General features: G+C 72.9%; 23 protein-coding genes. 10 read left to right on the top strand and 13 right to left on the bottom strand.

Annotated features, from left to right (window positions below; translation table 11 throughout):
* Positions 1-33: 33 nt before the first annotated feature.
* The 3 genes from ACIQVI_RS07660 to clpS form a co-directional block, all read right to left on the bottom strand.
* Positions 34-1,461 (bottom strand): amino acid permease, encoded by a 1,428-nt coding sequence (locus ACIQVI_RS07660; RefSeq protein WP_351969446.1) that lies wholly within the window; start codon positions 1,459-1,461, stop codon positions 34-36.
* A gap of 330 nt (positions 1,462-1,791) precedes the next feature.
* On the bottom strand, positions 1,792-2,379 hold the full coding sequence (locus tag ACIQVI_RS07655) for a DUF2017 domain-containing protein (protein ID WP_351969447.1): 588 nt from the start codon (positions 2,377-2,379) through the stop codon (positions 1,792-1,794).
* Positions 2,379-2,693, bottom strand: coding sequence for an ATP-dependent Clp protease adapter ClpS (gene clpS, locus ACIQVI_RS07650; protein WP_351969448.1), 315 nt, complete (start codon positions 2,691-2,693; stop codon positions 2,379-2,381). The genes ACIQVI_RS07655 and clpS overlap by 1 nt, the downstream gene beginning before the upstream one ends.
* Positions 2,694-2,796: 103 nt before the next feature.
* Between clpS and ACIQVI_RS07645 the strand changes: the two genes are divergently transcribed.
* Positions 2,797-4,125 carry a nicotinate phosphoribosyltransferase gene (locus tag ACIQVI_RS07645; protein WP_351969449.1) on the top strand — a complete coding sequence of 443 codons (1,329 nt, stop codon included), beginning with the start codon at positions 2,797-2,799 and terminating at the stop codon, positions 4,123-4,125.
* Positions 4,126-4,259: 134 nt separating this feature from the next.
* The gene (locus tag ACIQVI_RS07640; RefSeq protein ID WP_351969450.1) at positions 4,260-4,856 is read left to right on the top strand and encodes a nicotinamidase; all 597 of its coding nucleotides are present in this window, start codon (positions 4,260-4,262) and stop codon (positions 4,854-4,856) included.
* A gap of 16 nt (positions 4,857-4,872) precedes the next feature.
* Here the strand turns inward: ACIQVI_RS07640 and ACIQVI_RS07635 are convergent, their stop codons facing one another.
* Positions 4,873-5,226, bottom strand: coding sequence for a hypothetical protein (locus tag ACIQVI_RS07635; RefSeq protein ID WP_053645628.1), 354 nt, complete (start codon positions 5,224-5,226; stop codon positions 4,873-4,875).
* A 120-nt stretch (positions 5,227-5,346) separates the two neighbouring features.
* Complete coding sequence (locus ACIQVI_RS07630) at positions 5,347-7,791, bottom strand: immune inhibitor A domain-containing protein (RefSeq protein WP_403592497.1); 2,445 nt, start codon at positions 7,789-7,791, stop codon at positions 5,347-5,349.
* Positions 7,792-8,116: 325 nt separating this feature from the next.
* Between ACIQVI_RS07630 and ACIQVI_RS07625 the strand changes: the two genes are divergently transcribed.
* On the top strand, positions 8,117-8,413 hold the full coding sequence (locus ACIQVI_RS07625; protein ID WP_403592494.1) for a hypothetical protein: 297 nt from the start codon (positions 8,117-8,119) through the stop codon (positions 8,411-8,413).
* Between the two features lie 28 nt (positions 8,414-8,441).
* Here ACIQVI_RS07625 and ACIQVI_RS07620 read toward each other — a convergent pair whose 3' ends face one another.
* Positions 8,442-9,182, bottom strand: a complete 741-nt coding sequence (locus tag ACIQVI_RS07620) for an RDD family protein (protein WP_403592491.1) — start codon at positions 9,180-9,182, stop codon at positions 8,442-8,444.
* Between the two features lie 92 nt (positions 9,183-9,274).
* Entirely contained in the window at positions 9,275-10,756 is a 1,482-nt protein-coding gene (locus tag ACIQVI_RS07615) for an RDD family protein (RefSeq protein ID WP_403592488.1), read from the bottom strand.
* A 343-nt stretch (positions 10,757-11,099) separates the two neighbouring features.
* Here ACIQVI_RS07615 and ACIQVI_RS07610 point away from each other — a divergent pair, with 343 nt between their 5' ends.
* Positions 11,100-11,591, top strand: a complete 492-nt coding sequence (locus ACIQVI_RS07610; RefSeq protein WP_351969456.1) for an SsgA family sporulation/cell division regulator — start codon at positions 11,100-11,102, stop codon at positions 11,589-11,591.
* Positions 11,592-11,619: 28 nt separating this feature from the next.
* Here the strand turns inward: ACIQVI_RS07610 and ACIQVI_RS07605 are convergent, their stop codons facing one another.
* Together ACIQVI_RS07605 and ACIQVI_RS07600 are read right to left on the bottom strand one after the other, a co-directional pair.
* Entirely contained in the window at positions 11,620-12,996 is a 1,377-nt protein-coding gene (locus tag ACIQVI_RS07605; RefSeq protein WP_403592483.1) for an FAD-binding oxidoreductase, read from the bottom strand.
* Positions 12,918-14,624: a hypothetical protein gene (locus ACIQVI_RS07600; RefSeq protein WP_403592480.1), complete on the bottom strand. Its 1,707-nt coding sequence runs from the start codon at positions 14,622-14,624 to the stop codon at positions 12,918-12,920. Before ACIQVI_RS07600 ends, ACIQVI_RS07605 begins: the two co-directional genes overlap by 79 nt.
* Positions 14,625-14,855: 231 nt before the next feature.
* Between ACIQVI_RS07600 and ACIQVI_RS07595 the strand changes: the two genes are divergently transcribed.
* Positions 14,856-16,274: a tetratricopeptide repeat protein gene (locus ACIQVI_RS07595; RefSeq protein ID WP_403592477.1), complete on the top strand. Its 1,419-nt coding sequence runs from the start codon at positions 14,856-14,858 to the stop codon at positions 16,272-16,274.
* A gap of 286 nt (positions 16,275-16,560) precedes the next feature.
* Here ACIQVI_RS07595 and hppD read toward each other — a convergent pair whose 3' ends face one another.
* Positions 16,561-17,706 carry a 4-hydroxyphenylpyruvate dioxygenase gene (hppD, locus tag ACIQVI_RS07590; protein WP_351973675.1) on the bottom strand — a complete coding sequence of 382 codons (1,146 nt, stop codon included), beginning with the start codon at positions 17,704-17,706 and terminating at the stop codon, positions 16,561-16,563.
* Positions 17,707-17,827: 121 nt separating this feature from the next.
* On the opposite strand from hppD, the gene ACIQVI_RS07585 reads away from it, so the two are divergent.
* From ACIQVI_RS07585 to ACIQVI_RS07570, 4 genes are all read left to right on the top strand, one after another.
* A complete protein-coding gene (locus tag ACIQVI_RS07585; RefSeq protein WP_403592473.1) occupies positions 17,828-18,307 on the top strand; it encodes an Lrp/AsnC family transcriptional regulator in 480 nt (159 codons plus the stop codon).
* Between the two features lie 88 nt (positions 18,308-18,395).
* Complete coding sequence (locus ACIQVI_RS07580) at positions 18,396-19,013, top strand: ArsR/SmtB family transcription factor (protein ID WP_403592470.1); 618 nt, start codon at positions 18,396-18,398, stop codon at positions 19,011-19,013.
* Between the two features lie 37 nt (positions 19,014-19,050).
* The gene (locus ACIQVI_RS07575) at positions 19,051-19,233 is read left to right on the top strand and encodes a hypothetical protein (protein ID WP_403592467.1); all 183 of its coding nucleotides are present in this window, start codon (positions 19,051-19,053) and stop codon (positions 19,231-19,233) included.
* Positions 19,230-20,570, top strand: a complete 1,341-nt coding sequence (locus tag ACIQVI_RS07570) for an MFS transporter (RefSeq protein WP_403592464.1) — start codon at positions 19,230-19,232, stop codon at positions 20,568-20,570. Before ACIQVI_RS07575 ends, ACIQVI_RS07570 begins: the two co-directional genes overlap by 4 nt.
* Here ACIQVI_RS07570 and ACIQVI_RS07565 read toward each other — a convergent pair.
* Together ACIQVI_RS07565 and ACIQVI_RS07560 are read right to left on the bottom strand one after the other, a co-directional pair.
* Positions 20,524-21,318: a S16 family serine protease gene (locus ACIQVI_RS07565; protein ID WP_121833493.1), complete on the bottom strand. Its 795-nt coding sequence runs from the start codon at positions 21,316-21,318 to the stop codon at positions 20,524-20,526. The two genes, ACIQVI_RS07570 and ACIQVI_RS07565, sit on opposite strands and share 47 nt — an antisense overlap.
* A 71-nt stretch (positions 21,319-21,389) precedes the next feature.
* Positions 21,390-22,514 (bottom strand): alpha/beta hydrolase family protein, encoded by a 1,125-nt coding sequence (locus ACIQVI_RS07560; protein WP_403592461.1) that lies wholly within the window; start codon positions 22,512-22,514, stop codon positions 21,390-21,392.
* A 79-nt stretch (positions 22,515-22,593) separates the two neighbouring features.
* Here ACIQVI_RS07560 and ACIQVI_RS07555 point away from each other — a divergent pair, with 79 nt between their 5' ends.
* Entirely contained in the window at positions 22,594-23,553 is a 960-nt protein-coding gene (locus tag ACIQVI_RS07555; RefSeq protein ID WP_403592458.1) for an ArsR/SmtB family transcription factor, read from the top strand.
* 256 nt (positions 23,554-23,809) lie between these two features.
* Here ACIQVI_RS07555 and ACIQVI_RS07550 read toward each other — a convergent pair whose 3' ends face one another.
* The gene (locus ACIQVI_RS07550; RefSeq protein WP_053648453.1) at positions 23,810-24,451 is read right to left on the bottom strand and encodes an IclR family transcriptional regulator; all 642 of its coding nucleotides are present in this window, start codon (positions 24,449-24,451) and stop codon (positions 23,810-23,812) included.
* Positions 24,452-24,658 lie beyond the last annotated feature (207 nt).

Below are 24,658 nucleotides of genomic sequence, written 5' to 3'. Positions count from 1 at the left end.
GGATGCTGGGACGGGTGCGGTTTCCGTCCGGGATCAGGAGCGCTTGGCGAAGGCCGCGCCCTCGGGGTTGCGGGACTTCAGGACCAGGTAGGAGACGCCCAGGATCAGGCCCCAGACCGGCGCGCAGTAGAGGGAGACGCGGGCGCCCTCGTCGATGCCCATCATCACGATGACCATGCCGATGAAGAGGAGCGCGAACCAGCTGGTGAAGGGGGCTCCCGGGGCCTTGAAGGCGGACTCGGGGAGCTCGCCGCGGTTCGCCTTGGCGCGGTAGCGGATCTGGCAGACCAGGATCATGATCCAGGCCCACATGCCGGAGATGGTGGCGAAGGAGACGACGTACTCGAAGGCCTTGCCGGGGGCGACGTAGTTGATCCAGACGCCGACGAGCATCAGCGAGGCCGAGAAGGTCAGGCCGAGCAGCGGGGTGCCGCTCTTGGTGAGCTTGGTGAAGACCTTCGGGCCCTGGCCGTTGAGCGCGAGGTCGCGCAGCATCCGGCCGGTGGAGTACATGCCCGAGTTGCAGGAGGACAGGGCCGCGGTGAGGACCACGAAGTTGACGATGGCGGCGCCGACGCCGAGGCCCATCTTCTCGAAGGCCGCGACGAACGGGGAGACGCCCGGCTGGAACTCGGTCCACGGCACGACCGACAGGATCATGATCAGCGCGCCGACGTAGAAGACGGCGATGCGCCACGGCACGGTGTTGATGGCCTTGGGCAGGACGGTCTTCGGGTCCTTGGACTCGCCCGCGGTGACGCCGACCAGCTCGACGGCGAGGAAGGCGAACATGACGATCTGGAGCGTCATCAGGGTGCTGCCGACGCCGTTCGGGAAGAAGCCGCCCTGGTTCCACAGGTGGGCGACGGTCGCGGTGTCACCGGCGTCGGAGAAGCCGACGGTGAGGATGCCGGCGCAGATCAGGATCATGCCGATGATGGCGGTGACCTTGACCATGGAGAACCAGAACTCCAGCTCGCCGAAGAGCTTCACGGAGATCAGGTTGGCGCCGTAGAGGATCACGGTGAAGACGAGGGCGGAGACCCACTGCGGGATGTTCCACCAGTACGTCATGTAGGTGGCCGCCGCGGTGACCTCGGTGATGCCGGTGACGACCCAGAAGAGCCAGTACGTCCAGCCGGTCACGAAGCCCCAGAACGGGCCGATGAACTCGCGCGCGTACTCCGCGAAGGAGCCGGACACGGGGCGGTACATGAGCAGCTCGCCCAGGGCCCGCATGATGAAGAAGATGACCAGGCCCGCGATCGCGTAGGCCAGGATGAGGCTGGGTCCGGCCTTGTGGATGGCCTTGCCCGCGCCGAGGAAGAGCCCGGTGCCGATGGCACCGCCGATCGCGATCATCTGGATCTGCCGGGCGCCGAGGCCACGCTGGTAGCCCTCGCCGCCGCCCACGGCCCCGTCGGTGCCGTCGTGCTGCTTGTCGACCTGCACAGAGGTCATGGTGGTGCGCCTTTCTCCATGCTGATCCGCGCGATCGCGTGTGCGTCTGCCGCGGACCAGATCCTGATCCCCCCGGATGTGGATGGAGTGCCACCGGCGGTCAGCCGGTCCAAGCGCCCTCGGGGACAGGGGTGGCGTCCCCGAGCGGTCGTGAAGATTTATCACGGGGTGGGCGGCGATCGAGGGAGTTGCGCGTGGCGCGGGTCACATAAAAATACGGACGTACCGGATTCAAGAGGGTCAAGCGGACGCTCTGATAACGCATTCGTTATCCGGATTTGAGCGTCCGCTGAGCGAACAGTCCGTGTCGCCGCGACACCGGCGGGTCCCTCAGGAGGAGAGCAGGGTCTCCACGAGGGACTCCTGGAGCGCCCCCAGCCAGAGGTACGCCATCACCATCGGCTTGCGCGGGTCGGAGTCCGGCAGCCGGTAGAGCCGCTCGCTCTCCTCGTCGTCCGCGACCTCCAGACGGGTCCCGATGGTCAGCCGGAGGTCGTTGAGCGTGCCGAGCCAGGCCCGGGACTCGTCCGGACCGAGCTTGAGGACCGCGCCGCCCTCCCCCGCCGCCTCGGCGGAGAGGGAGTCCAGGGCGCGCACCATCACGAGGGCGTCCTCGCGCTTGCGGGCCCGCAGGTCGTTCTCGGTGTAGCGGCGGAAGTCGGAGGCGGCCGCCCGCAGCTCCTCGGTGTCGTCCCCGTACGCGTCGGGGAAGAGGCGCCGCAGGGCGGGGTCGGACGGGGGCTCGCTGGGGCCCTCGGCGAAGAGCGCGGCCAGCGGGTCCGCGTCGGCGGCGGGCTCGTCGCCCGGCCCGATCAGCTCCATGAGCTGCACGGCGAGGGAGCGGAGGATGGAGATCTCGACGTCGTCGAGGGCGACGGCCGCGCCGCCGCCGGCCAGGGCCTCGAAGCGGCCGGCCATCAGCCGCGGTCCTGGGTGAGGGTCGCCCAGAGGCCGTAGCCGTGCATCGCCTGCACGTCCCGCTCCATCTCCTCGCGGGTGCCGCTGGAGACCACCGCGCGGCCCTTGTGGTGCACGTCGAGCATCAGCTTGTGCGCCTTGTCCTTGGAGTATCCGAAGTACGACTGGAAGACGTAGGTCACGTAGCTCATCAGGTTGACCGGGTCGTTGTGCACGAGGGTCACCCAGGGCACGTCCGGTTCGACGACCGCCGAGACCTCCTCGGCCGGGTCCGTACGTTCGATCTCGATAGGCGCGACGCTCACTCCCCCCATGCTGCCATCCCCGGGGGTCCCCCGCACAAACGGGCCCCGTCTCCGGCGCGGGCCCGGAACCAGAAATCGTCACTCTGACGATTTCTGCGCTAGCATCACTGCCATGAACGCTGCGGACCTTGGGCTGCCGGTGGACGTGCCGTCGACCGCGCTCTTCACCGATCAGTACGAGCTGACCATGCTCCGGGCGGCCCTCGCGGCCGGCACCGCCGACCGGCGCTCCGTCTTCGAGGTCTTCACCCGGAGGCTGCCCGAGGGGCGGCGCTACGGGGTCCTCGCGGGCGTCGGACGCGTCCTGGACGCCGTCGAGAACTTCCGTTTCGACCCGGCCGTCCTGGAGTTCCTGCGCGAGCGCTCCATCGTCGACGAGCCGACCCTGGAGTGGCTGTCCCGCTACCGCTTCTCCGGCGACATCTGGGGCTACCCCGAGGGCGAGGCGTACTTCCCCGGCTCCCCCGTCCTGCGGGTCGAGGGCTCCTTCGCGGAGTGCGTGCTCCTGGAGACCGTGATCCTCTCGATCCTCAACCACGACTCGGCCATCGCGGCCGCCGCCTCCCGCATGTCGGCCGTGGCCGGCGGACGGGGCCTGATCGAGATGGGCGCCCGGCGCACCCACGAGCTGGCAGCCGTCGCCGCCTCCCGCGCCGCCTACGTCGGCGGCTTCGACTCCACCTCGGACCTGGCGGCCGGCTTCCGCTACGGCATCCCGACCGTCGGCACCTCCGCCCACGCCTTCACCCTGCTCCACGACAGCGAGCGGGACGCCTTCCGGGCCCAGGTCGAGACCCTGGGGCGCGGCACGACCCTGCTGGTCGACACCTACGACGTGGCCGAGGCCGTCCGGACCGCCGTCGAGGTGGCCGGGCCGGAGCTCGGGGCCGTCCGGATCGACTCCGGGGACCTGCTGCTCGTCGCCCACCGGGTGCGGGCGCAGCTGGACGAGCTGGGCGCCCGGGACACCCGGATCGTGGTCACCTCGGACCTGGACGAGTACGCCATCGCCTCGCTCGCGGCGGCCCCGGTCGACGCGTACGGGGTGGGCACGCAGCTGGTCACCGGCAGCGGCCACCCGACCTGTTCCATGGTCTACAAGCTGGTCGCCCGGGCCGCCTCGGCCGACCCGAAGGCGCCGCTGGTGCCGGTCGCCAAGAAGTCCCTGGGCGGCAAGGCCTCGGTCGGCGGGCGCAAGTGGGCGGCCCGCAGGACCGGTGCGGACGGCGTCGCCGAGGCGGAGGTCGTGGGCACCGGACCCGTCCCGGCGGACCTCGCCGACCGGCAGCTCCTGGTCGAGCTGGTCAAGGGCGGCCAGGTGGTGGGCCGCGAGCCGCTGGAGGCCGCCAGGGCCCGGCACATCGCGGCCCGCGCCGGGCTGCCGATGTCGGCGGTCCAGCTGTCGCGCGGCGAGCCGGTGCTGCCGACCGAGTACGTCTGACGCCCGAGCGTCCGGTCCGTACGCCTCCGCAGGACGGCGTAGCCGCCGTAGTGGCCCGGGGCGCCCCCTCCCGAAGGGGAGGGGAAGTCTCTAGGCTCGATCCCACCCCCTCCGACGCCCGAAGGACACCCGCCATGCACCGCGCATTGATCGTTGTGGACGTTCAGAACGACTTCTGCGAGGGCGGCAGCCTCGCGGTGCGGGGCGGGGCGGACGTCGCCGCCGCCATCACCGACCTGGTCGGCCAGACGGCGGGCACCTCCTACCGGCACGTCGTCGCCACCCGCGACCACCACGTGGACCCGGGGGCGCACTTCGCCGCGCCCGGCGAGGACCCGGACTACGTCACCTCCTGGCCCGTGCACTGCGTGGCGGGCACGGAGGGCGTCGGCTTCCACCCCAACTTCGCGCCCGCCGTCGCCAGCGGGGCGATCGACGCCGTCTTCGACAAGGGCGCCTACGACGCCGCGTACAGCGGCTTCGAGGGGCGCGACGAGAACGGCCTGACGCTCGCGGAGTGGCTGCGCGAGCGGGACGTCGCCGAGGTCGACGTGGTGGGCATCGCCACCGACCACTGCGTCCGGGCGACGGCCCTGGACGCGGCCCGGGAGGGCTTCCGGACCCACGTGCTGCTCGACCTGACGGCGGGCGTGGCGGAGGGGACGACGGAGCGGGCCCTGGAGGAGCTGCGGGCGGCGGGCGTGCGGCTGACCGGGAAGCCGGTGGTCTGAGGCCCCGGAGGGGGCCCTAGGCGGCGCGGCCCCGGGGCACGGCCGCGGCGGGCGCCTCCCGCACGGCCGGTTCCCTGGGCAGGGAGCGCGCCGGGTGCCAGAGCTCCTGGGCGGCGCCCGGGGTGGATCTCCACAGCAGGCCGTCCGGGTGGTGCAGGACGGCGGTGACCTCGTCCGGCGTGGGCGGCTCGGTGTTGCCCCGGAGGTAGACCGCGCGCAGTCCCAGGTTCCGCAGCCGGGTCAGGGCGCGGGCCCGGTTCGCCGCGTGGACCAGGAAGCGGACCGTGGCGCCGTCGCCGGCCGGGCTGGGCAGCCCTATGGCCACGACCACGCTGCCTCCCGGCAGCTTGCAGAACCCTCCGTTGGGCATGTGGAACCACTCCCCCGTGGTCGGTGTCAATAAGAAAAGCGTCAGACGCACCTAAACACGATCGGCCGCCGCCCGCTAGGGGGCGACGGCCGATCACGCTTTGACCTGCGGTTTTACCGATTACTTCGTCGACGGACCCACGCGGACCGTGATCGTCTCGCCGTTCTTCGGCTCCTTGACGACCTCGATCTTGGTGTTGGTGTCAGTTACCTGGACACCGGCGCGAGCGGTCTCCTGGAACCAGTAGGTGCCCTTCCGGTCGTCGAAGACCGGGTTGCCCTTGAGCGACGGCACGAAGGTCGCGACGTCCGCCTTGTGGAGCTGGAGGGCGTCGGTCCTGTAGGTGCCGAAGGTGGAGTCGTACGCCTGGACGCGGTTGCGCATCAGGGTGCCGTCCTTCCACTTCAGCGGGGACGGGTGGGCGTCGACCGGAAGGATCAGACCCTGGCCCGGGTGGACCGCGGTGTTGTTGTCCTTCTGGGAGAGGTCCCACTTCCAGATGAGCAGACCGTTCTGGTACGGGTAGTGCTCGACCCAGGTCGACTTCTCGCCGGTGAACCCGAAGTTGTACGGGCCGACCTTGAGGGTCGTGTCGTACGAGACGTACTGGCGGTTCTCGGCGATGTAGTACTGCTCGTAGGCCTTGGTGAAGCCCTTGCCGACGCGGGAGAAGCCCTTGGCGGCCCAGCCGTTGTCACCGTTCTCGACGTTGTCGGAGAACACGGCGGCGCCGTCGGCCTTCACGGTGATGGCGTCGGCGGTGAAGCCCTTGCCGCCCGCGCCGCCGTCCGTCTGGTAGCGGAAGCGGAGGTCGAACTTCTTGCCCGCGTAGGCGGACAGGTCGTAGACCAGCTTCTTGTGGGCGCCGGAGACGTCGGTCAGCGCCGGGGCGCCGCTGGCGTCGCGCGGGATCTGCTTGCCGTCGGCGGTGCCGTCCAGGGCGGTCCAGTTGGAGCCGTCCGTCGAGACCTCGGCGTACAGGTAGTCGTAGTCGAGCTCGATGTCGTACCAGCCCTGGAGCTCCAGGGAGGCGGACGTCTTGCCGGTGAGGTCGACCGAGCGGGTCAGGGTGTTCTTGAGGTCGTCACCCATACCGCTCCACCACTGCGTGGCACCCTCGGCGGGCGCGACGATCTCGGTGGTGACCTGCTTCTTCGGCAGCTCGACGACGAGCGCCTGCGGGTTCTTGGTGTTGTACTCGGCGACGCCCAGCTTGTGGGTGGAGTTCCACTTGCGGGCCTCGTTGGCGACCTTGGTGTAGTTCAGCCAGCCGAGCTGCAGCTTGTCCCAGGCGTTCATGTCGCCGGGCAGGTCGCCGATGGCGTCCTTGCCGCGGCCGAGCCAGGAGCCGGAGGACATGAGCGACCAGAAGCCGGTCGAGTTCTCGGCGCCGGGGAGGCCGGAGGTGTCGTACAGGTCCGGCAGACCGAGGTCGTGGCCGTACTCGTGCGCGAAGACGCCGAGGCCGCCGTTCTCCGGCTGCATCGTGTAGTCGCCGACCCAGATGCCGGAGTCGCCGATCTGCGTGCCGCCGGCCTTGTTGTTCGCCGGGCCGGTCTTGCCCGCGTTGGTGCCGTAGGCGTACCAGCGGTGGGCCCACAGGGCGTCGCCGCCCTGGGCGCCGCCGCCCGCCGACTCGTCCTCGCCCGCGTGGACGATCTGGAAGTGGTCGATGTACCCGTCGGGCTCGTTGAAGTTGCCGTCGCCGTCGAAGTCGTACCGGTCCCACTGGTCGTACTGCGCCAGGTCGGCCTTGATCTGGGCGTCGGTGCGGCCCTTGGCCTTCTGGTCGGCGGTCCACGCGGTGACGCCGTCGCGGACGGCGTCCCAGACGTTGGCGCAGTTGCTGTTGCCGCAGTAGTTCGAGCCGTAACGGGCCTCGTTGTACTCGACCTTGACCCAGTCGGAGACGCCGCCCTCGACCGAGTAACGGCCGGACGAGGTCTTCTCGTAGTAGGTCTTGAGCGACTCCTTGGGCTGTCCCTTGGCGTCCTTGCCGGTGCCGAAGTACAGGTCCTGGAAGTGCTTCTGGTTGTAGTCCTTCTGCCAGGCCGTGGAGTTGTCGTTCTTGCGGTTCGGCTTGGCTATCTGGTTGTGCAGCGGGCCGGGCGTGCCGCCGTACTTCGGCTTCGGCTCGGTCGTGTCGTCGTCGGCGCGGTCGACGAGGGTGGTGTTGTCCACCTTGTCGCCGAACTCGACGAGGATCGTGAAGATCTTGTCGGTCTTCTCGCGGCCCAGCTCGACGTACTTCTTGCTGTCGAGCTTGACGACCTGGGAACCACCGCGGCGCTCGACCTTCTTCTTGCCGCTCAGCACCTGCTCCAGGGCGGCCTTGCGCTGCTGCGCCTGCTGCTCGCTGTAGGGGCCTTCGAGGTCGTGGTCGACCGCCGTCTTGTCGATGCCCGCGCCGGGCGCGCCGGGCGCCGGGTCGTGGCGGACGTCGGCCGGCGTGACGTTGCCGTCGTTGTTGGCCCACGCGGTGGTGAACGTCGAGGCGGTGGCGGCGGTGGCCGCGAGCGCCACGACGACTGCGGACGTTCTGATCGCCCGTCGTCTGTTGGTCACTTGATGTAGTCCTCCCCGGCGACCGCACTCGCGGACCGGAGGTGGGGTGTCCGCCCGGCGGGTCGCGCGTCACAAGTGACGACATTCGACCGGAGTGAGACCAGAAAAGACAGACCTTGACTTGCACATACCAACTGCACTATGCAGGAGCCGATTTCCGGTAATCGGACGCCCCATGGGCGCGTCGTGAAGAATTTTTGACGATCACGTGACCCTGTGCGCCCCCCGTGCACCGGCACCGGCCGCGGTCGGGCTTACCCCTCGCTCCACCCGGGCATCCACCGTCGTAGAGTCGCACCGTTGTCTTGAGGGGCGGGTATTCGTCATGCAGCGTCCGAACGCCGCACAGCTCACCTGTGGTTCGGCCACCGTCGTCCTCGCGACCGTCGCCCTGCTGCTGCTCACCGGCACGACGACGGTCCCCGGCATCGCCGCGGCCTGTGCCGTCGGGCTGCTGCTCGGCGTCCTCGTGGCGGTGAGGATGCCGGGGCGGGCGGGGTCCGTCAAGACCTCCGCGCCGACCGCGCCCGCTTCCGGTACTTCCGGTACTTCCGGGAACGAAGAGATCCGGGTGCCGGCCGCGCGCGTGGGCGGGAGGACCGGGACCCGGATCTCTTCGTGACGTGGACGACGTCCGTGTTTCGGGGGGCTTACCGCGGGACGGAGACCACCACCGTCTTCGCCGCCTTGTCGTGCAGGCCCTGCTTGTAGGGCTTGTCGACCAGGATCAGGATCAGCAGGAGCAGCGGCCACAGGCAGGCGCAGCAGATCAGCGCGGGCAGCCACAGCACGACGGCGCGCAGCAGCGACTGGCTCATCGGGGGCGTCGAGCCGTCGTTGAGCATCGCGACCCGCAGCTTCATCAGCTTCTTGCCGAGGGTCTGGCCGTTCCTGGCCGTCAGGATCGTGTCGTAGGCGACGTACGCGACGATCGTGATGAGCTGGAAGACCAGCTGGCCCCCGCCGTTGAAGCTGCTGACCGCGTCGCCGAAGTCGTCGTCGGACGACACCCGGTCGTAGACCTTGAACGGGATGCCGATGATCGCGAGCGGCACCGCGACGATGACCCAGTCGATGAGCCGGGCGAGGATGCGCCGCCCGGAGTCGGCGAGCGGCGGCATCCCGGCGAGCGGATCGGTCCCGCCGTAACCACCGCCGTAGCCGCCTCCGTACGGGGGCGGGGGCGGGGGCATGTTGTTGTCGTACGGGGAGCCGTACGGGTTCCCGGGCGGCGGGCTGCCCGGAGGCGGCCCGCCCGAGGGCGGGCCACCGGGCGGCGGACCGCCGGGGGGCGGCTGGTCGCCCCCGTACGGCGGCGGGGGCTCCTGCGGCCCCTTGCGGAACGGGTCCTCGTCGGGGGGCGGACCGGGCGGCGGCTGGTCGGTGCTCATGGGGGCAGTGCATCCCGGGCGGAACGCCCCCGCAAGGAATCACCGCCCGTTCGGGGGACCCGGCCCCGACCCCGGCCCCGCCCTCCGTCGGGTCAGCGCGCCACGAAGGTGCGGGCGGCCTTGTCGTGCCAGCACTGGCGCCAGGGCCGGTCGAAGACGCACCACAGGACGTTGAGGACGCCGACGGCCAGGAGGCCCAGGACGCCGTACACCAGCCAGCGCTTCAGGGACCCGCCGAACGTCGGCGGCTCGTGCGCCTCGATGTCCCGCACCTGGATCCCGCAGAGCTTCTTGCCGAGGGTGCGGCCCCACTTGGCGGTCGGCAGCACCTCGTACAGGATCCCGATGACGACGAGGGCGGCGAGCGCGATGCCGAACTGGACGGAGGTCGTCGAGTCCACCAGCCAGACCTGGACGGTGGTGCCGGACTGCCGGGCCGCCTCGATCTTGCCCTCGATGTGGTCGAGCGCGGCGGTGAGGAAGGGGAAGGCGGCCGCGCCGGCGAGGGCGCCCGTGACGGCGGAGTCGATCAGACGGGCGAGCAGGCGCCTGCCGAGCCCGGCGGGACGCGCGGAGGCCTGCGCGCGGGCCGCCTGGAGGAAGGGGTCCTCGACGGGCGGCTTCCAGGGGACGACGGGCGGCTGCTGCTCCTGCGACGGGGCCGGGGACGGGGATGCGGGCTGGGGCTGTGCCTGCGGCTGGGGTTGTGCTTGTGCCTGCGGCTGGGCCCAGGCCGGAGTGACGGGAGCGGGGGCGGGCTCCGGGGCCGGCTGCGGTGCGGGCCGGGGCGCCGGGGTGGGGATCGGCGTGACGGGCATACCGCCGAGGCGTGCCGCTCCTCCGGCCGGACGGGGGTCCACCGGCCGCACCGGGGCGGGCGCCTGGGCCTGTGCGGGGGCGGACGCCTGGGCCGGGGCCTGGGGTTCGGCCTGCTCGCCCGCGACCGGCCACTCCGCCGGGGTGCGCGGATCGGGGGACCGGGGCGCTCCCCAGGAGACCTTCTGGTCGCGGTCGCCGCCGAAGCCGGTCTGCCGGGAGGTGTCGGCCTGCCAGGCCGAGGCGGGCTCGGCCGGGGCCGGTTCCTCGTCGAGGAAGACGGGCCCGGTCTCCTCCACGGCGGGTACGGGGGCGGGGGCGGACGTCCGAACGGGCGCCGGGGACTCGGCCCGGGCGGCCTGCGCGGCCACGGGCGTGGGCGCCGGGGCGGGCGCCTGGCTCTGGGCGGGCACGTGCGCGGACGCCTGGGCCCGGGGCTGCTCCTGGGCCGGGGGCTGTGCCCGCGCGGGGGCCGGGGCCTGCGCCTGGGCCGGTACGGAGGCGGCGGGCGACGCGGGGGCGGGAGCAGGAGTGGGGGCGGGAGCAGGAGTGGGGGCGGGAGCGGGGCCGGGGGCCAGGAGCGGACCGGCCGGGGCCGCGGCGGGCGGGGGCGGGGCGTCGCCGTCCGAGGGGGCGGGCCGGCTCGTGCCGGGGACCCACGCGCCCCCGTTCCAGTACCGGATGTACCCGGGAATGGACGGGTCCGGGTAGTACCCCGCCTGCGGTACCTCTCCGCCGCCTCCAGGAGGAGTAGCCACTGCCCCGACTCCGTTCAGTCACAACGCCCTTGATCCGCACGGCAGCGCGCCGGGCGTGCCGCGCCCAGGGATGACAGTAACGAAGAACGTCGCCGAGGGAAGAAAGAGCCCGAGAGAAAGGCCGCCTTCGGGCGACACTCGCCGGAATCGGTCACTCCACGTGATGTTCGGGCCGATGCCTCCGGTTCCCTCGTCCAGAGGAGCATGTCCCGGACTCCCCCGGGCACACGTGCCGGAAAAAACTTCCCGAAAAAACTTCCCGAAGTCGCGTAATGAGCCGCGGGCATCCCGCTCTCTCCTGGTGAAGGCCCACCCGGGGCCGTCCACGAGAAGGAGTACGACCATGCAGAACACCGACGACACCACCGTCGAGCGCGAGCTGGAGCTGAAGCTGGTTCTCTCCCCCGAGCGCGCCGTCCCGGTGCCCGCGCGGCTCGCCTACCGGACCGACGACCCGTACGCCGTCCACATCACCTTCCACATCGGCACGGACCACCCGGTCAACTGGACCTTCGCGCGCGAACTGCTCGTCGAGGGCGTCTTCCGGGCCTGCGGCCACGGGGACGTCCGCATCTGGCCCACCAAGGTCGACGGCCGCGGCGTCGTCCTGATGGCGCTCTCCTCCCCCGACGGCGACGCCCTGCTCGAAGCGCCGTCCGCGCAGGTGTCCGCCTGGCTGGAGCGGACCCTGCGCGCCGTGCCGCCGGGCACCGAGTCGGAGCGGCTCGGCATCGACGACGGGCTCGTCGAACTGCTCGCGACCACCGTGGCCGCCGACGACCTGTGGCTGCGCGACCCGTGGCCGTCGGACGAGTCGCAGGACGGCGAGCGCTGATCGCGTGCGCAGGCCCTTCCGGGGAGCCTCAGAAGAGCTTTCCGGGGTTGAGGAGGCCGAGGGGGTCGAAGGTCGCCTTGATCCCGCGCTGGAGTTCGAGACCGACCGGCCCCAACTCGCGGGCCAGCCACTCCTTCTTGAGGACGCCGACGCCGTGCTCGCCGGTGATCGTGCCGCCGAGGGCGAGCCCGAGCGCCATGATCTCGTCGAAGGACTCGCGCGCCCGCCGCGACTCGTCCTCGTCGGTGTGGTCGAAGCAGACGACGGGGTGGGTGTTGCCGTCGCCCGCGTGCGCGCAGACGCCGATGGTCAGGCCGTACTTCTCCGCGACGGCCGCCGTGCCGTCGAGCATCTCGGCGAGCCGGGTGCGGGGCACGCACACGTCGTCGATCATCGTGGCGGACTTGATGGTCTCCAGGGCGGTGAGGGAGAGCCGGCGGGCCTGGAGGAGGAGTTCGGACTCGGCGGCGTCGGCGGCCGGGACGACCTCGGTGGCGCCCGCCGCCGTGCACAGCTCGCCGACGGCGGCGAGGTCGGCGGCCGGGTCCGGGGTGTCGAAGGCGCACAGGAGGAGCGCCTCGGTGGTGTCGGGCAGACCCATGCGCGCCAGCTCGTTGACGGCCCGGACGGTCGTACGGTCCATCAGTTCGAGGAGCGACGGGGTGTGGCCGCGCTCCATGATCGCGCAGACTGCGGCGCAGGCGGCGGAGGCGGAGGGGAACTCCGCGGCGAGCGCGAGCTGGACCGGGGGCCGCGGCTTGAGGGCGAGGACGGCCTTCACGACGATGCCGAGGCTGCCCTCGGAGCCGACGAAGAGCCGGGTCAGGTCGTATCCGGCGACGCCCTTGGCGGTGCGGCGGCCGGTGGTCAGGAGCCGTCCGTCGGCGAGGACGACGTCGAGGCCGAGGACGTACTCGGCGGTGACCCCGTACTTGACGCAGCACAGGCCGCCGGAGGCGGTGCCGATGTTGCCGCCGATGGTGCACGTCTCCCAGCTGGACGGGTCCGGCGGGTAGTACAGGCCCCGCTCGGCGACGGCCCGGGACAGGACGGCGTTGACCACGCCCGGTTCGACGACGGCGATCCGGTCGACGGGGTCGATCTCCAGGATCCGGTCCATCTTCACGAGCGAGAGCACGACGCAGTCGTCGGTGGCGTTGGCGCCGCCGGACAGCCCGGTGCGGGCGCCCTGCGGGACGACGGGGACGCGGAGTTCGGTCGCGGTCCGCATGACGTGTTGCACCTGTTCCACGGTGCGCGGGAGCACGACGGCCGCGGGGGTGCCGGCCGTACAGAAGCTCGCCATGTCGTGGGCGTAGGAGGCCGTCACGTCCGGGTCGGTGAGGACCGCGTCGGCGGGAAGTCCGGCGCGCAGGGCCGTGTGGAGCATCTGGAGATCGTCCATGGTGCCAGCGTGGCACCTGGGGCCATCGGTGTGAACCGTTCCTGGCGATGCGGGCCGGTGCCGGCCGAATCGCGTGGAACCGGACTGGTCCGGTGACCCTCCGAACGGTCTTGAAGGTCGGGGAACAGCGTGAGCTGATCACCTCGGCGCGGTCGAGTCTTGTCGCCCTCGTCGGGCGTGCTCGCTGTCCTGGGTGGGCTCGCGGTCCCACGTGTCCTCGGGGCGGGTACGGCCTGGCCGGTAGTTCCCCGCTCCGCGATCCTCCGGTCGCGTGCGGTCACACCTGGCCGTCGCCGTGCCCGGTGTCCGAGGGCGCGTCGGGCGATGGTCACCGAGGCACCGTGGTGTCTGGTGACAGTGGTCTGCTGGTTCTGCTGCTGGAGCGGGTTCTTCCAGTACCGGCCACCCCAGACGCTGGTGTAGGCCGGATCAACGGCGATCACCACCAGGCCCTGGTGGTGGGCCATGCCGCGCAACCGTTCGCGGAAGCGGGCGGTGGGGATGCCGGCCACTGTGCGACGGAAGGTCTTGCCGCGCTTGCCCCGGCCCATCGTTTCCCGGCCGGTGGTGCGGGCATCGTCGAAGCCGAGGTTCTCGATCGCGATGCCAGAGCAGTGGTGCGCACGGGCGATGTGGATCAGCTCGGAGATCGCGTTCCGCAGCCGCCCGTCCCGCTGGGCAGCCGGACCGGTGAGGTCGATCGGCACGGTGACCGGCTCGCCGACAGGGTTGCCGTGCGGGTCGAGGACGTACGCGGCAAGGTGGGTCGCGTTCAGGTCGACACCGAGCAGATTCTGCCCGGCCTCGCGGATCTCCTGCGGAGTGGGCGGTACGGCGGTGTCAGCCGACCAGGATGCGTCCAGGTACCAGCGGTCACGGACCGGATCGTGCACGATGTCGTAGCGGACGGCCCGGTTGGCGGTGGCCCGGTCCAACCACTCTTCACGCCGGTGCGTGAATCGCACGGGGCACGAGAACTTGTACCGGCCTCGGGGGGTGTTCGCCAGATGTCGCAACGGCTCGGGCAGCACGATGCTCACTGAGCCGTCGCCCGGCGCAACGGTGATGGTGTAGTTGCCGTACGGTGCGCCGGACTCGCCGTCAGCGGTCAGGAACAGGCGGGCGTCGCCCCACCGCTGCCGCCACTGCGCCTCGGTGAGCCGGGCACCGGCGAGATTGTGCCGCGCCCTCGCCAGGCGCCGGCCGCCCACGACGATGCTCGGTCGACCGGCCTCGACGCGTTTCTCGATCTGCGCAAGACGGGACTTGAGCATGGCGAGACGTCGCTGCTTGGCCCACCGTTCGCCCTGGTCCGCAAAGCCCCGCGTCCTGCCGCTCCGCTGCCCGCACGGCACCGCGAGCCGCTTCTCGATGGTGTGCACCGCCCGGCGCAGACCGGCCCGCTCATCGAACAGACAGCGCAGGGACAGCTGGTACTGGTCCTCCGACGTCCTGGTCATCGCGCCCGCCCAGCGGGAGGAGGACACCGCGGTGAGGTTCTTCTTCCGCTCCGCCCTGCGGTTCTCCCTGACCGGGACCCCGCCGATACGGACACGAACCGCAAGATCAGCCCGTTGAAGGCGACCCAGGTGCTCGCCGATCAGCCGTACGACCTCCGCCTCGACCACGGTGACACGAAGGCGGTCCCGGATCCGGGCCCCGGCAGGCGCGGCAGGCACGGCAACAGTGAAAGGAGCCGCGATCATGCGTTCCGTCCGGCACAAGATCTCGGGAACCTGGCGTCGTTCACCCCAACGGGGGACACCCCGGCCGACCACGACCGACAACCGACCCAACAGTCGCCGACCCGCCGGGACGGGCGCTTCGTATGCGGCTCCGCCGGGCGCACAGTGAGTGCCGTGAAGAGCCAGAACGTGTCGAGGGCGGTCCTCGCCGCCGGAGTGGGGGCGGTGCTCGCGGCGACGGCGCTGCTGTACGCCCCGGAGTTCCTCGGCCGGGGGACGCCGCCCCCGCCGGGACCGGCGGAGCGGGCGGTGATCGCGGCCCGCGCGGGCGCGCAGGCGGCGCTCCCGGACCTGGTCGCGCTGATCGCGGACCGGGAGGAGTGGCTGCGCGGGCACCCGGACGACGGGGCGTCCTGGGCGGAGCTCGGCACGGCGTACGTGGAGCGCGGGACGCGCCTCGGGGACGTACGGGACTATCCGCGGGCCGAGGAGGCGCTGCGCCGCTCGCTGGCCGAGCGGCCCGCCGCGCGCGGCAACACGGCCGCGCAGCTCGGTCTGGGGGCCCTCGCGGGGGCGCGGGGCGACTGGCGGGCCGCCCGGGAGTGGGGCGAGCGGGTCCGGAAGACGGAGCCGGGGCGCTGGCCGGCGTACCCGGTCCTGATCGACGCGTACAACGGCCTCGGGGACTACGGGTCGGCGCGCAAGGCGATGGAGAAGCTGGAGGAGCTGCACGCGGGCGCGGTGGTGCGCGCGCGGGCCGCGCAGACCTACCGCGACCGGGGCTGGCGCGAGGACGCGGACGCGGCGGCCCTGGACGCGGCGGCGCTCGCGGAGGCGGACGCGGAGAAGGCGGCGGCGCTCGGGCGGCTCGGGGACCTGGCGTGGGAGCGGGGCGAACCGGAGGAGGCCCTGGAGCGGCACGGGGCGGCGTTGGGGCTCGTACCGGACCACGGGCCCTCGCTCGCGGGCCGGGCGCGGGCGCTCGCGGCCCTGGGGCGTACGGAGGAGGCCGTACGGGACTGGCGGGCGGCCCTGGCCCGGCTGCCGCTGCCGGAGTACGTCCTGGAGGCGGGCGAGCTGTACGAGTCGCTGGGCCGGGACGCGGAGGCGCGGGCGCTGTACGAGCGGCTGCGGACGGGCACCTGGGCGCGGGCGGAGGTGCCGCTCGGGCTGCTCGGCGCGGACCACGGCGACCCGGCGGCGGCGGTCGTCCGGCTGCGGGCGGAGTGGGCGCGGGGGCACCGGTCGGTGGGGGTGGCGGACGCGCTGGGGTGGGCGCTGTTCCGGGCGGGACGGGCGGAGGAGGCCCTGGAGTACGTGAAGCGGGCCACGGACGAGGGGCTGCGGAGCGCCCTCTTCTCCTACCACCGGGGCGAGGTCGAGCGGGCCCTCGGCCTGCGGGGCCCGGCCCGTCGCCATCTGGCGGAGGCCCTGCGGATCAACCCGGCCTTCTCGCCCCTGCACGCCCCGCGGGCGGCGACGGCACTCGCGACCCTCGGCGAACCACCGGCCGAACTGCCGGAGGGGGCGCTGCCGGCGGAGCCCGTACGGACGGGGAAGGCGACGGGCGCGGACCTGGGCACGCGCGCGTAGAGGCGGGGCGGGGGCGTGCGGCCGGGGTGCGCGGGCAGTGCGGTGCCGGGGCCGGGCGGACCGTACGGGAAGGACGTGCAGCCGGGTACGCGTGCGTGTGGTCAGGTGCGCGCGCGTACCCGGCCGTCCTTGAAGGGTGGCGTCCCGAACAGGCCCCGTGTCCCGCGGAACGCCGGGGGCGGACGCCGGGTCCGGCCGGGCGGCCGGTTCCGGGCCGGCCCGGTCGGTGGCGCGGCGAGGGGGTCCGGGGTGCTGCCCCGGACCCCCTCGCGCGCGTGGGCGGCCCCTAGAGGTTGCCGCGCTTCTCCTGCTCGCGCTCGATCGCCTCGAACAGGGCCTTGAAGTTGCCCTTGCCGAAGCCCATCGAGCCGTGGCGCTCGATCATCTCGAAGAAGACGGTCGGGCGGTCCTGGACCGGCTTGGTGAAGATCTGGAGCAGGTAGCCGTCCTCGTCGCGGTCGACGAGGATCTTCAGCTCGCGCAGGATCTCGACCGGCACCCGGGTCTCGCCGGCCCACTCGCCGAGGGTGTCGTAGTACGAGTCGGGGGTGTCGAGGAACTGGACGCCGGCGGCCCGCATCGCGCGCACGGTGGCGACGATGTCGTTGGTGGCGAGGGCGATGTGCTGGACGCCGGCGCCGCCGTAGAACTCCAGGTACTCGTCGATCTGCGACTTCTTCTTCGCGATCGCGGGCTCGTTGATCGGGAACTTCACCTTGAGGGTGCCGTCCGCGACGACCTTCGACATGAGCGCCGAGTACTCGGTCGCGATGTCGTCGCCCACGAACTCCTTCATGTTCGTGAAGCCCATGACCTTGTTGTAGAACCCGACCCACTCGTTCATCTTGCCGAGCTCGACGTTGCCGACGCAGTGGTCGATGGCCTGGAAGGTGCGCTTGGCCGGGGGCTCGACGATCGGCTTCGCGGTGACGAAGCCCGGGAGGTACGGGCCGTCGTAGCCGGAGCGCTCGACCAGGGTGTGGCGGGTCTTGCCGTAGGTGGCGATGGCGGCGAGGACGACGGTGCCGTGCTCGTCCTTCACCTCGTGCGGCTCGGTGATGCCGGTGGCGCCGTGCTCGACGGCGTACGCGTAGGCGGCGCGGGCGTCCGGGACCTCGATCGCCAGGTCGACGACGCCGTCGCCGTGCTCGGCGACGTGCTCGGCGAGGAAGCGGCCCCGGTCGGTGGAGACCTTGATGACGGAGGTGAACACGAAGCGCGCGGCGCCGTTGGTGAGGACGTAGCTCGCCGTCTCGCGGGTGCCGTTCTCCGGTCCGGAGTAGGCGACCAGCTTCATGCCGAAGGCGGTGGAGTAGTAGTGGGCGGCCTGCTTGGCGTTGCCGACGGCGAAGACGACCGCGTCCATTCCCTTCACGGGGAAGGGATCGGCCTGCCGCGCCGTGGAGGGGGTGTGATCGATGGTCTCAGTCATGGAAGCAATGTCCCGTCGTTCGGCAAGGTGCGCAAGAGTTTGCTTCTTCTCTGGTCAATCTGTACAGCGACACGCCAGGATGGTCGGGCGACTTGTACATCCTGACTACGGAGGGGCCGCTGTGGCGATCGATCATTTGGACGGGCGGCTGATCGCGCTGCTCGCGCGCGAGCCGCGCATAGGGGTCCTGGAGGCGTCCCGGCGCCTGGGGGTGGCGCGGGGGACGGTGCAGGCGCGGCTCGACCGGCTCCAGGGGACGGGGGTGATCAGGGGGTTCGGGCCCGAGGTGGACCCGGCGGCGCTCGGCTATCCGGTGACGGCCTTCGCGACCCTGGAGATCAAGCAGGGGCAGGGCGCGGACGTGCGGGGGCACCTGGCGACGGTGCCGGAGGTCCTGGAGCTGCACACGACCACGGGGCACGGGGACATGCTCTGCCGCCTCGTGGCCCGCTCGAACGCGGACCTCCAGCGGGTGATCGACAAGGTGGTGGGGTTCGAGGGGATCGTGCGGGCGTCGACGGCGATCGTGATGGAGAACCCGGTGCCGCTGCGGATCATCCCGCTGGTGGAGCAGGCGGCGAGCGGGGAGCCGCTGACGTAGCCGGACCGGCACGCACGAGGAAGCGACGCAAAGAAGTACTTGCAAAGAAACCCTTGCAAGTACTTCTTTGCACGCCTACGCTCAGGCCATGCCCGAGCCCGAGAAGCACACCGCCGAGACCCCCGGCGGGTCCCCCGGGGAGCACGTCGTCCGCCCCCTCGACCCCCGTTCCCTGCGCGGCCTCGCCCACCCCCTCCGCATCCAGCTCCTGCGCGCCCTGCGCCGCCAGGGTTCCGCCACCGCCTCCCAACTGGCCGAGCGGCTGGGCGAGTCCAGCGGGGCGACCAGCTACCACCTGCGCCAGCTCGCCGCGCACGGCTTCGTCGAGGACGACCCGGAGCGCGGCAAGGGCCGGGAGCGGTGGTGGAAGGCGGTCCCCGGGGGCACGGTCTTCGACGAGTCGCTCTACCGGAACGAGGACCCGGAGATCCGGGGCGCCGTCGACGTCTACCTCCACGAGATCGCGTCGATCCACACCCAGGAGCTCAACACCTACCTCGGCACCCGGAACGACTGGGCGCAGAAGTGGCTGGGCGCCTCCGACATGAGCGACTTCACGCTGCGGCTGCCGCCCGCGAAGCTGCGCGAGCTCAGCGAGAAGATGCACGCCCTGGTGGAGGAGTACCGGACCGCCCCCGAGCAGGACGCGCCGGACGCCGAGCGCGTACGGGTCCATCTGCACGCGTTCCCGCAGCACGAAGGCTGAGCAGCACGCCCCCTCCCGTACGGAAGGACCACACGCCATGCACGCCGACATCCACCTCCAGCTGCACGCCCTGACCGCCGCCGAGGCCCACCGCGCCGCCGGACGCCCGCGCCCCGTCAGGGAGTCCCCCTCCCTGCGCGCCCAGCTCGGCTGGCGCATGGTCGAACTGGGCCTGCGGCTCGCGACGACCGCCGACCGTCCGGTCGCGCTGGCCGCATGACCGCCCCGGGGGGAAGCACCGGGCAAGGGGACGTACGCCCCCTTGCCACCGTCCTGGCCGCCAACGCCGTCTCGATCACCGGCAATTCGCTCACCCTCATCGGCGTCCCGTGGTTCGCCCTGGAGACCACGGGAAGCCCCGGCAAGGCCGGGCTCGTCGCCTTCTGCGCCGCCCTGCCCGTCCTCGTCTCCGCCCTCGCCGGCGGCCCGGTCATCGACCGGCTCGGCCGCCGCCGGGTCAGCGTCGTCTCCGACCTGGTCTGCGGCCTGGCGCTCGCCGCGATCCCGCTGCTGCACCACGCCGGGGCCCTGCGGTTCTGGATGCTGTGCGCCCTGATGGCGGTCACCGGCCTGTGCCACGCGCCCGGCGAGATGGCCCGGCACGTCCTGGTCCCCGACCTGGCCGGGCGGGCCGGGACCTCGCTCACCCGGGCCGCGAGCCTGTACGACGCGGTGTCGCGCGGGGCCCGGATGGCGGGCGCCGCCGTCGCCGGACTGCTCGTCGCGTTCCTGGGCGCCGACACGGTCCTGCTCCTCGACTCCGCGACCTTCGTCCTCTCCGCGCTGCTCGTCCTGGCCGGACTGCGCGGGGTGCCGGCGGCGGAGCCGGTGCGCGACGGCCCGCGCCTCTCCCCCGCCCGCTATCGGGCCGATCTGCGCGAGGGGTACGCCTTCCTGTTCCGCGCCCGGCTGCTGCTCGGCATCACCGTGATGGTGATGGTGACCAACGGCCTGAGCCAGAGCTGGAGTTCGGTCCTGCTCCCGGTCCACGCCCGGGAGAACCTGGGCGGCCCCGCCACCCAGGGCCTGCTCGTCGCGGCCTTCGGCGGCTGCGCCCTCGCGGGGGCGCTGCTGTACGGGGCGGTCGGGGAACGCCTCCCGCGCCGGGCCGTGTTCACGGCCGGGTTCCTGGTCGGCGGCGCCCCGCCGTACGTCGTGGCCGCGCTCACCGACACCACCGCGCCGCTCCTGGTGACGCTCGCGGCGGCCGGGTTCGGCGTCGGGGTGCTCAACCCGATCCTGTCCACGGTGATGTACGAGCGGGTCCCCGAGGGGCTCCGCAGCCGGGTCATGGGCGCGAGCACGGCGGGGGTGCTGCTCACGACCCCGCTGGGCGGCCTCGCGGCCGGCCTCCTGGTCGAGCGGATCGGCCTGACGGCGACGCTGCTGGGGGTCGGATCGCTCTACTTCCTGACGACGCTCTCTCCACTGGCGTTCCCGGCGTGGCGGGAGATGGACGCGAAGCCCGCGCCCGTTGCCCCTGCCGCGCCCGCCGCCCCCGCCGAGCAGATCAGCAGGACGGAACCTTCGCGTCCTGCCCCTGCTCCAGGGCCCTGAGGGAGGCCACCGCGTCGCCCAGCGCGGTGACGGGGACGAGCCGCATCCCCTTCGGCAGCTCGGCCTCCGCGTCCGAGCACTCCGCCTTCGGCACCAGGAAGACGGTGGCGCCGTCCCGGGCGGCGGCCTGCGTCTTGAGGGAGACCCCGCCGACGGCGCCGACCTTCCCGTCGGGCGCGATCGTGCCCGTACCGGCGACGGTCCGGCCGCCGGTGAGGTCGCCGCCGTCCCCGTCCCCGTCGAGCTTGTCGACGATCCCGAGGGAGAAGAGGAGCCCGGCGCTCGGCCCGCCGACATCGGCGAGGTGCAGGGTCACCTTCACCTTCTCCGGATCCAGCTTCAGATAGCCGAGGGCGGCGAGGGCGGCCGCGTCCTGCGACTGCTTCATCTGGCCGAGGTTGCGCTTCTCGATCTCCGCGTCCGACTTCCCCGAGGGATAGACGGAGCCCTTCGGCAGGACGGCCCGGTCGGTCCGGAACCAGGCGTCGGCCACGTCCCCGAACCGGATGTCCGCGGACGGCCCGGTCGCCAGGATCGTCGTCATCCGCAACTGCCCCTCGGTCTCCCGCACCGGGGCACCGCTGACCGTGATGACCGGCTTCCCCTTGTCCTCGCCGAGCACGTCGGCGGTCGAACCGGGCTGCGCGATCGCGTACGGCAGCGGCGCCAGCCCGACGACGGCGAACAGCGCGACGACGGGCAGCGCGCCGAGCGCGAGGACACGGGGACGGGAGAGACGGGAGAGCACCCGTCCAATCTACTGGGACGCGCGGGGGTACGGGGCCGGGGGCGCGGGGGTACGGGGGCGGGGCCGGGCCTTCAGGACAGGTGGCGGGCGAAGAAGGACCGCAGCTCCCGGCGTACGGAGGAGACCGCAGCGGCCGGAGGCTCGGGACCGATCAGCGCGTCCCGGGTCCCGGCCGTGACGAGCCCCGCCGCACGGAGCCGCGGGACGAGGAAGGCGTGGTCGCCGAAGACCCAGTGGCCGGCGCCGGTCAGCCGGACGCGGCGGCCGGGCACGCCCTCCCAGGAGGCGGTGAGGCGGGCGGCGCCCGCGAAGCCGTCGGTGCGGAAGTGGAGCAGCGGCCGGGCGAGGCCCTTCACGGGGTCCAGGTCGAGGTACCCCTCCAGGTTGGCCCCGGCGGCGATCCGGTCGTCGCCGGCCAGCGCGGACACGGCGGCGGTGCCGCCCGCCGAGTGCCCGTAGATCCCGGTCCTGCGCCGGTCCATGACCGGAGCGAGCGGCAGGCTTCCGAGCCGGTCGAGGACGAGGCGGAGGTCCGCGACCCGGGTGTCGACCATGGTGCGGAAGGTCTCCGCGTCCGGCTCTCCGCGCAGGACGGTGACGCGCATCCGGTCGGGCAGCTCCACCTGGCTCGCGTCGCCGGGGTGGTCGACCAGGACCACCACGTGGCCGTGGCTCGCCAGGTCCTCGGCGAGGGTCGTGCCCAGGGTGCGGGAGTCGCCGCCGCCGGGGCTGTACAGGAGCACCGGGCGGCGCCCCGGGAGCGGGGGCGCGCCGACGTGCCCGTGGGTGAGGGTCGCACCCCAGTCGACGCCTGCGGCCGGGAGACCGGGGCGGACGAGGGGCGCGAGGCCGGTGAAGACCCCGGCCTCGGCGGGAGTGAGCTGCGGGGCGCGCGGGAAGCCCCGGACGGTACGGGCCGGGTACAGGACGCTGACCATCACCTGGCGCGCGCCGAACCCGGGCTCCCCCGGCTCGGGCTGCCAGGGGTCGGTGCGGGAGGGGTCGGTCAGGGCGAAGGTGCGCAGGCCCACGGGGTGGGGGCCGGTGGGCGCGGGCAGCCGCAGGACGAGGGGCCGGTCGGCGCGGGCGACGGCGGCGGGACCGGCCAGGACGGCGGCGGTGCCTAGCAGGGCGGCCTTGGCGACGGTGCGGCGGCCGGGGCCGGGGCCGGGGCCGGAGGAAGGGTGACGGTTCATGCCCGGCATCCTTGGCCGGGACGGGGGCGGGCACGAGGGTTCAGGCCCTGCCCGAAAGGCTGGCGGGAACGGGGGACGGATGCTGCGCGTCCACTTCACGGCGGAGGACTTCGCCCGGATGCGGTTCGCGCCCCGGCCGTCCCCGGTGGCGGAGCTGCACGCGGCCCTTCTGATGCTGGGCGCGCCGCACGAGGAGCTGCTCTTCGGCCGCTGGCGCGGCAGGATCCTGCGCGCCCTGCCGGGCACGGCGGGGCCGCTCGCGGACCTGGTGCCGGGCGGGGAGCCCCCGTCCTTCCTCGACGTTCTCGGCGAGACCCGGGAAGAGGGCTTCGCGCTGCTGCGGGAGACCCGGCCGGAGCTCGTACGGTCGGAGCTGGAGCGGGTGTACGCGGGGCGGGGCGCCGCACCACCGTGGATCCGTGGGCTGTACGGCGGGGAGGCGGGGGCCTGGCGGACGCTGGACCGGGCGCAGCGGGCTGCGTACGGGGCGGTCCTCGCGCCGGTGTGGCCGCTGGTGCAGGACCTGCACCGGGCGGAGTTCACCCGGCACGCGCTGACCGTCGCCGAGCGGGGGCCCGGCGCGGCCCTGGCGGACCGGGTTCCGGGCTCGCGGCTGCGGGACGGGGTGTGGGAGTGGCCGGGCTCCGGCGTCCGCCGCGAGGTGCGGCTCGCCGGGCGCGGTCTCGTCCTGCTGCCCACCTTCCACTGGCGGGGCGGCCCGCTGGTCCAGGAACGTCCGGACCGGCCGGTGGTCCTCGCCCTCCCGACGGGACGGGGGCTGCCGCTCGCCGCCCCGGACGGCGGGTCTCCCGAGGAGGCCCTCGCGGGGGTCATCGGCCGGACCCGCACCGCGCTCCTGCACGCGCTGTCCGACGGCCCCCGCACGACGACGGACCTGGCCCGCCGCCTCGGCGTCAGCAACGCGACGGCCTCGTCCCACGCGCAGGCGCTCCGCGCGGCGGGCCTCCTGACGACGACCCGCACGGGCAGGTCGGTCAGCCACGAACGCACCCCGCTGGGGGCGCTGTTGACCTCCTGAGACGGCTCAGGAACGAATGGACGCGGGCGGGCACGGGCCGGAGCCCGCACAGGGGCGGCACGGACACCGCCCCGCACGAACGGCACAGGCTCCGGCCCACAGGGTCGAAACGGAGCAAGGCCCGTACGGGCGCCACGGGCCCCGGCCCGCGCGGGTGGCCCGGGGCGAGACCCGCAGACCGGGGGCGGTCACGGGGGCCGGGGCCCGCCCCGTACGCGTATCCCCGTCCCCGCCCCTCCCCGATCCGCCGCGCGCCCTAGCGCAGCGCGTCCGCGACCTCTCGGGCCGCGTCCACCACTCTCGGGCCGACGCGTTCGGGGACGGCGTCGGCGAGCATGACGACGCCGACGCTGCCCTCGACGCCGGTGACGCCGACGAGGGGGGCGGCGGCGCCGCTGGCGCCGGCCTCCAGTTCGCCGTGGGTGAGGGTGTAGCCGGGTTCGGTCAGGCCGCCCTGGCGGGCGGCGAGTATCGCGCGGCCGGCCGCGCCCCGGTCCAGCGGGTGGCGGAAGCCGGCCCGGTAGGCCACGTGGTAGTCGGTCCAGGTCGGTTCGACGACCGCGACCGCGAGCGCCTCCGCCCCGTCGACCAGGGTGAGGTGGGCCGTCGCCCCGATGTCCTCGGCGAGCGAGCGCAGCGCGGGGAGCGCCGCCTCGCGCACCAGGGGGTGGACCTGGCGTCCGAGCCGGAGCACGCCGAGGCCGACGCGGGCGCGTCCGCCGAGGTCGCGGCGGACCAGGGCGTGCTGTTCGAGCGTGGCCAGGAGGCGGTAGACCACGGTCCGGTTGACGCCGAGTTTGTTGGACAACTCGGTGACCGTCAGGCCGTGGTCGGTGTCGGCGAGCAGTTTGAGGACTCTGAGTCCCCGGTCGAGCGTCTGGGAGGTCTCCGCGGTCACGACGCCCTCTCCTTCGGAGTGAGATGGAGGCGGGACTCTCACGGGGTTGCCTCGCCGGTCCCGCGGCGACGCACGTCAGAGGCCGCCGGCAGGAAGGGGTACACCGGCTGCGCTCCGCGGCGGCGCTGCCACGGGGCGAATGCTTTTGAGCCGGGACAGTAGCGACCCGCTCCGCTCAGCGGAAGACCTCGTCCAGAATCCGGGCGC

The sequence above is a fragment of the Streptomyces sp. NPDC098101 genome (assembly GCF_044760185.1).
Lineage (GTDB): Bacteria > Actinomycetota > Actinomycetes > Streptomycetales > Streptomycetaceae > Streptomyces.
This window is presented reverse-complemented; position numbering and strand designations above follow the sequence as displayed.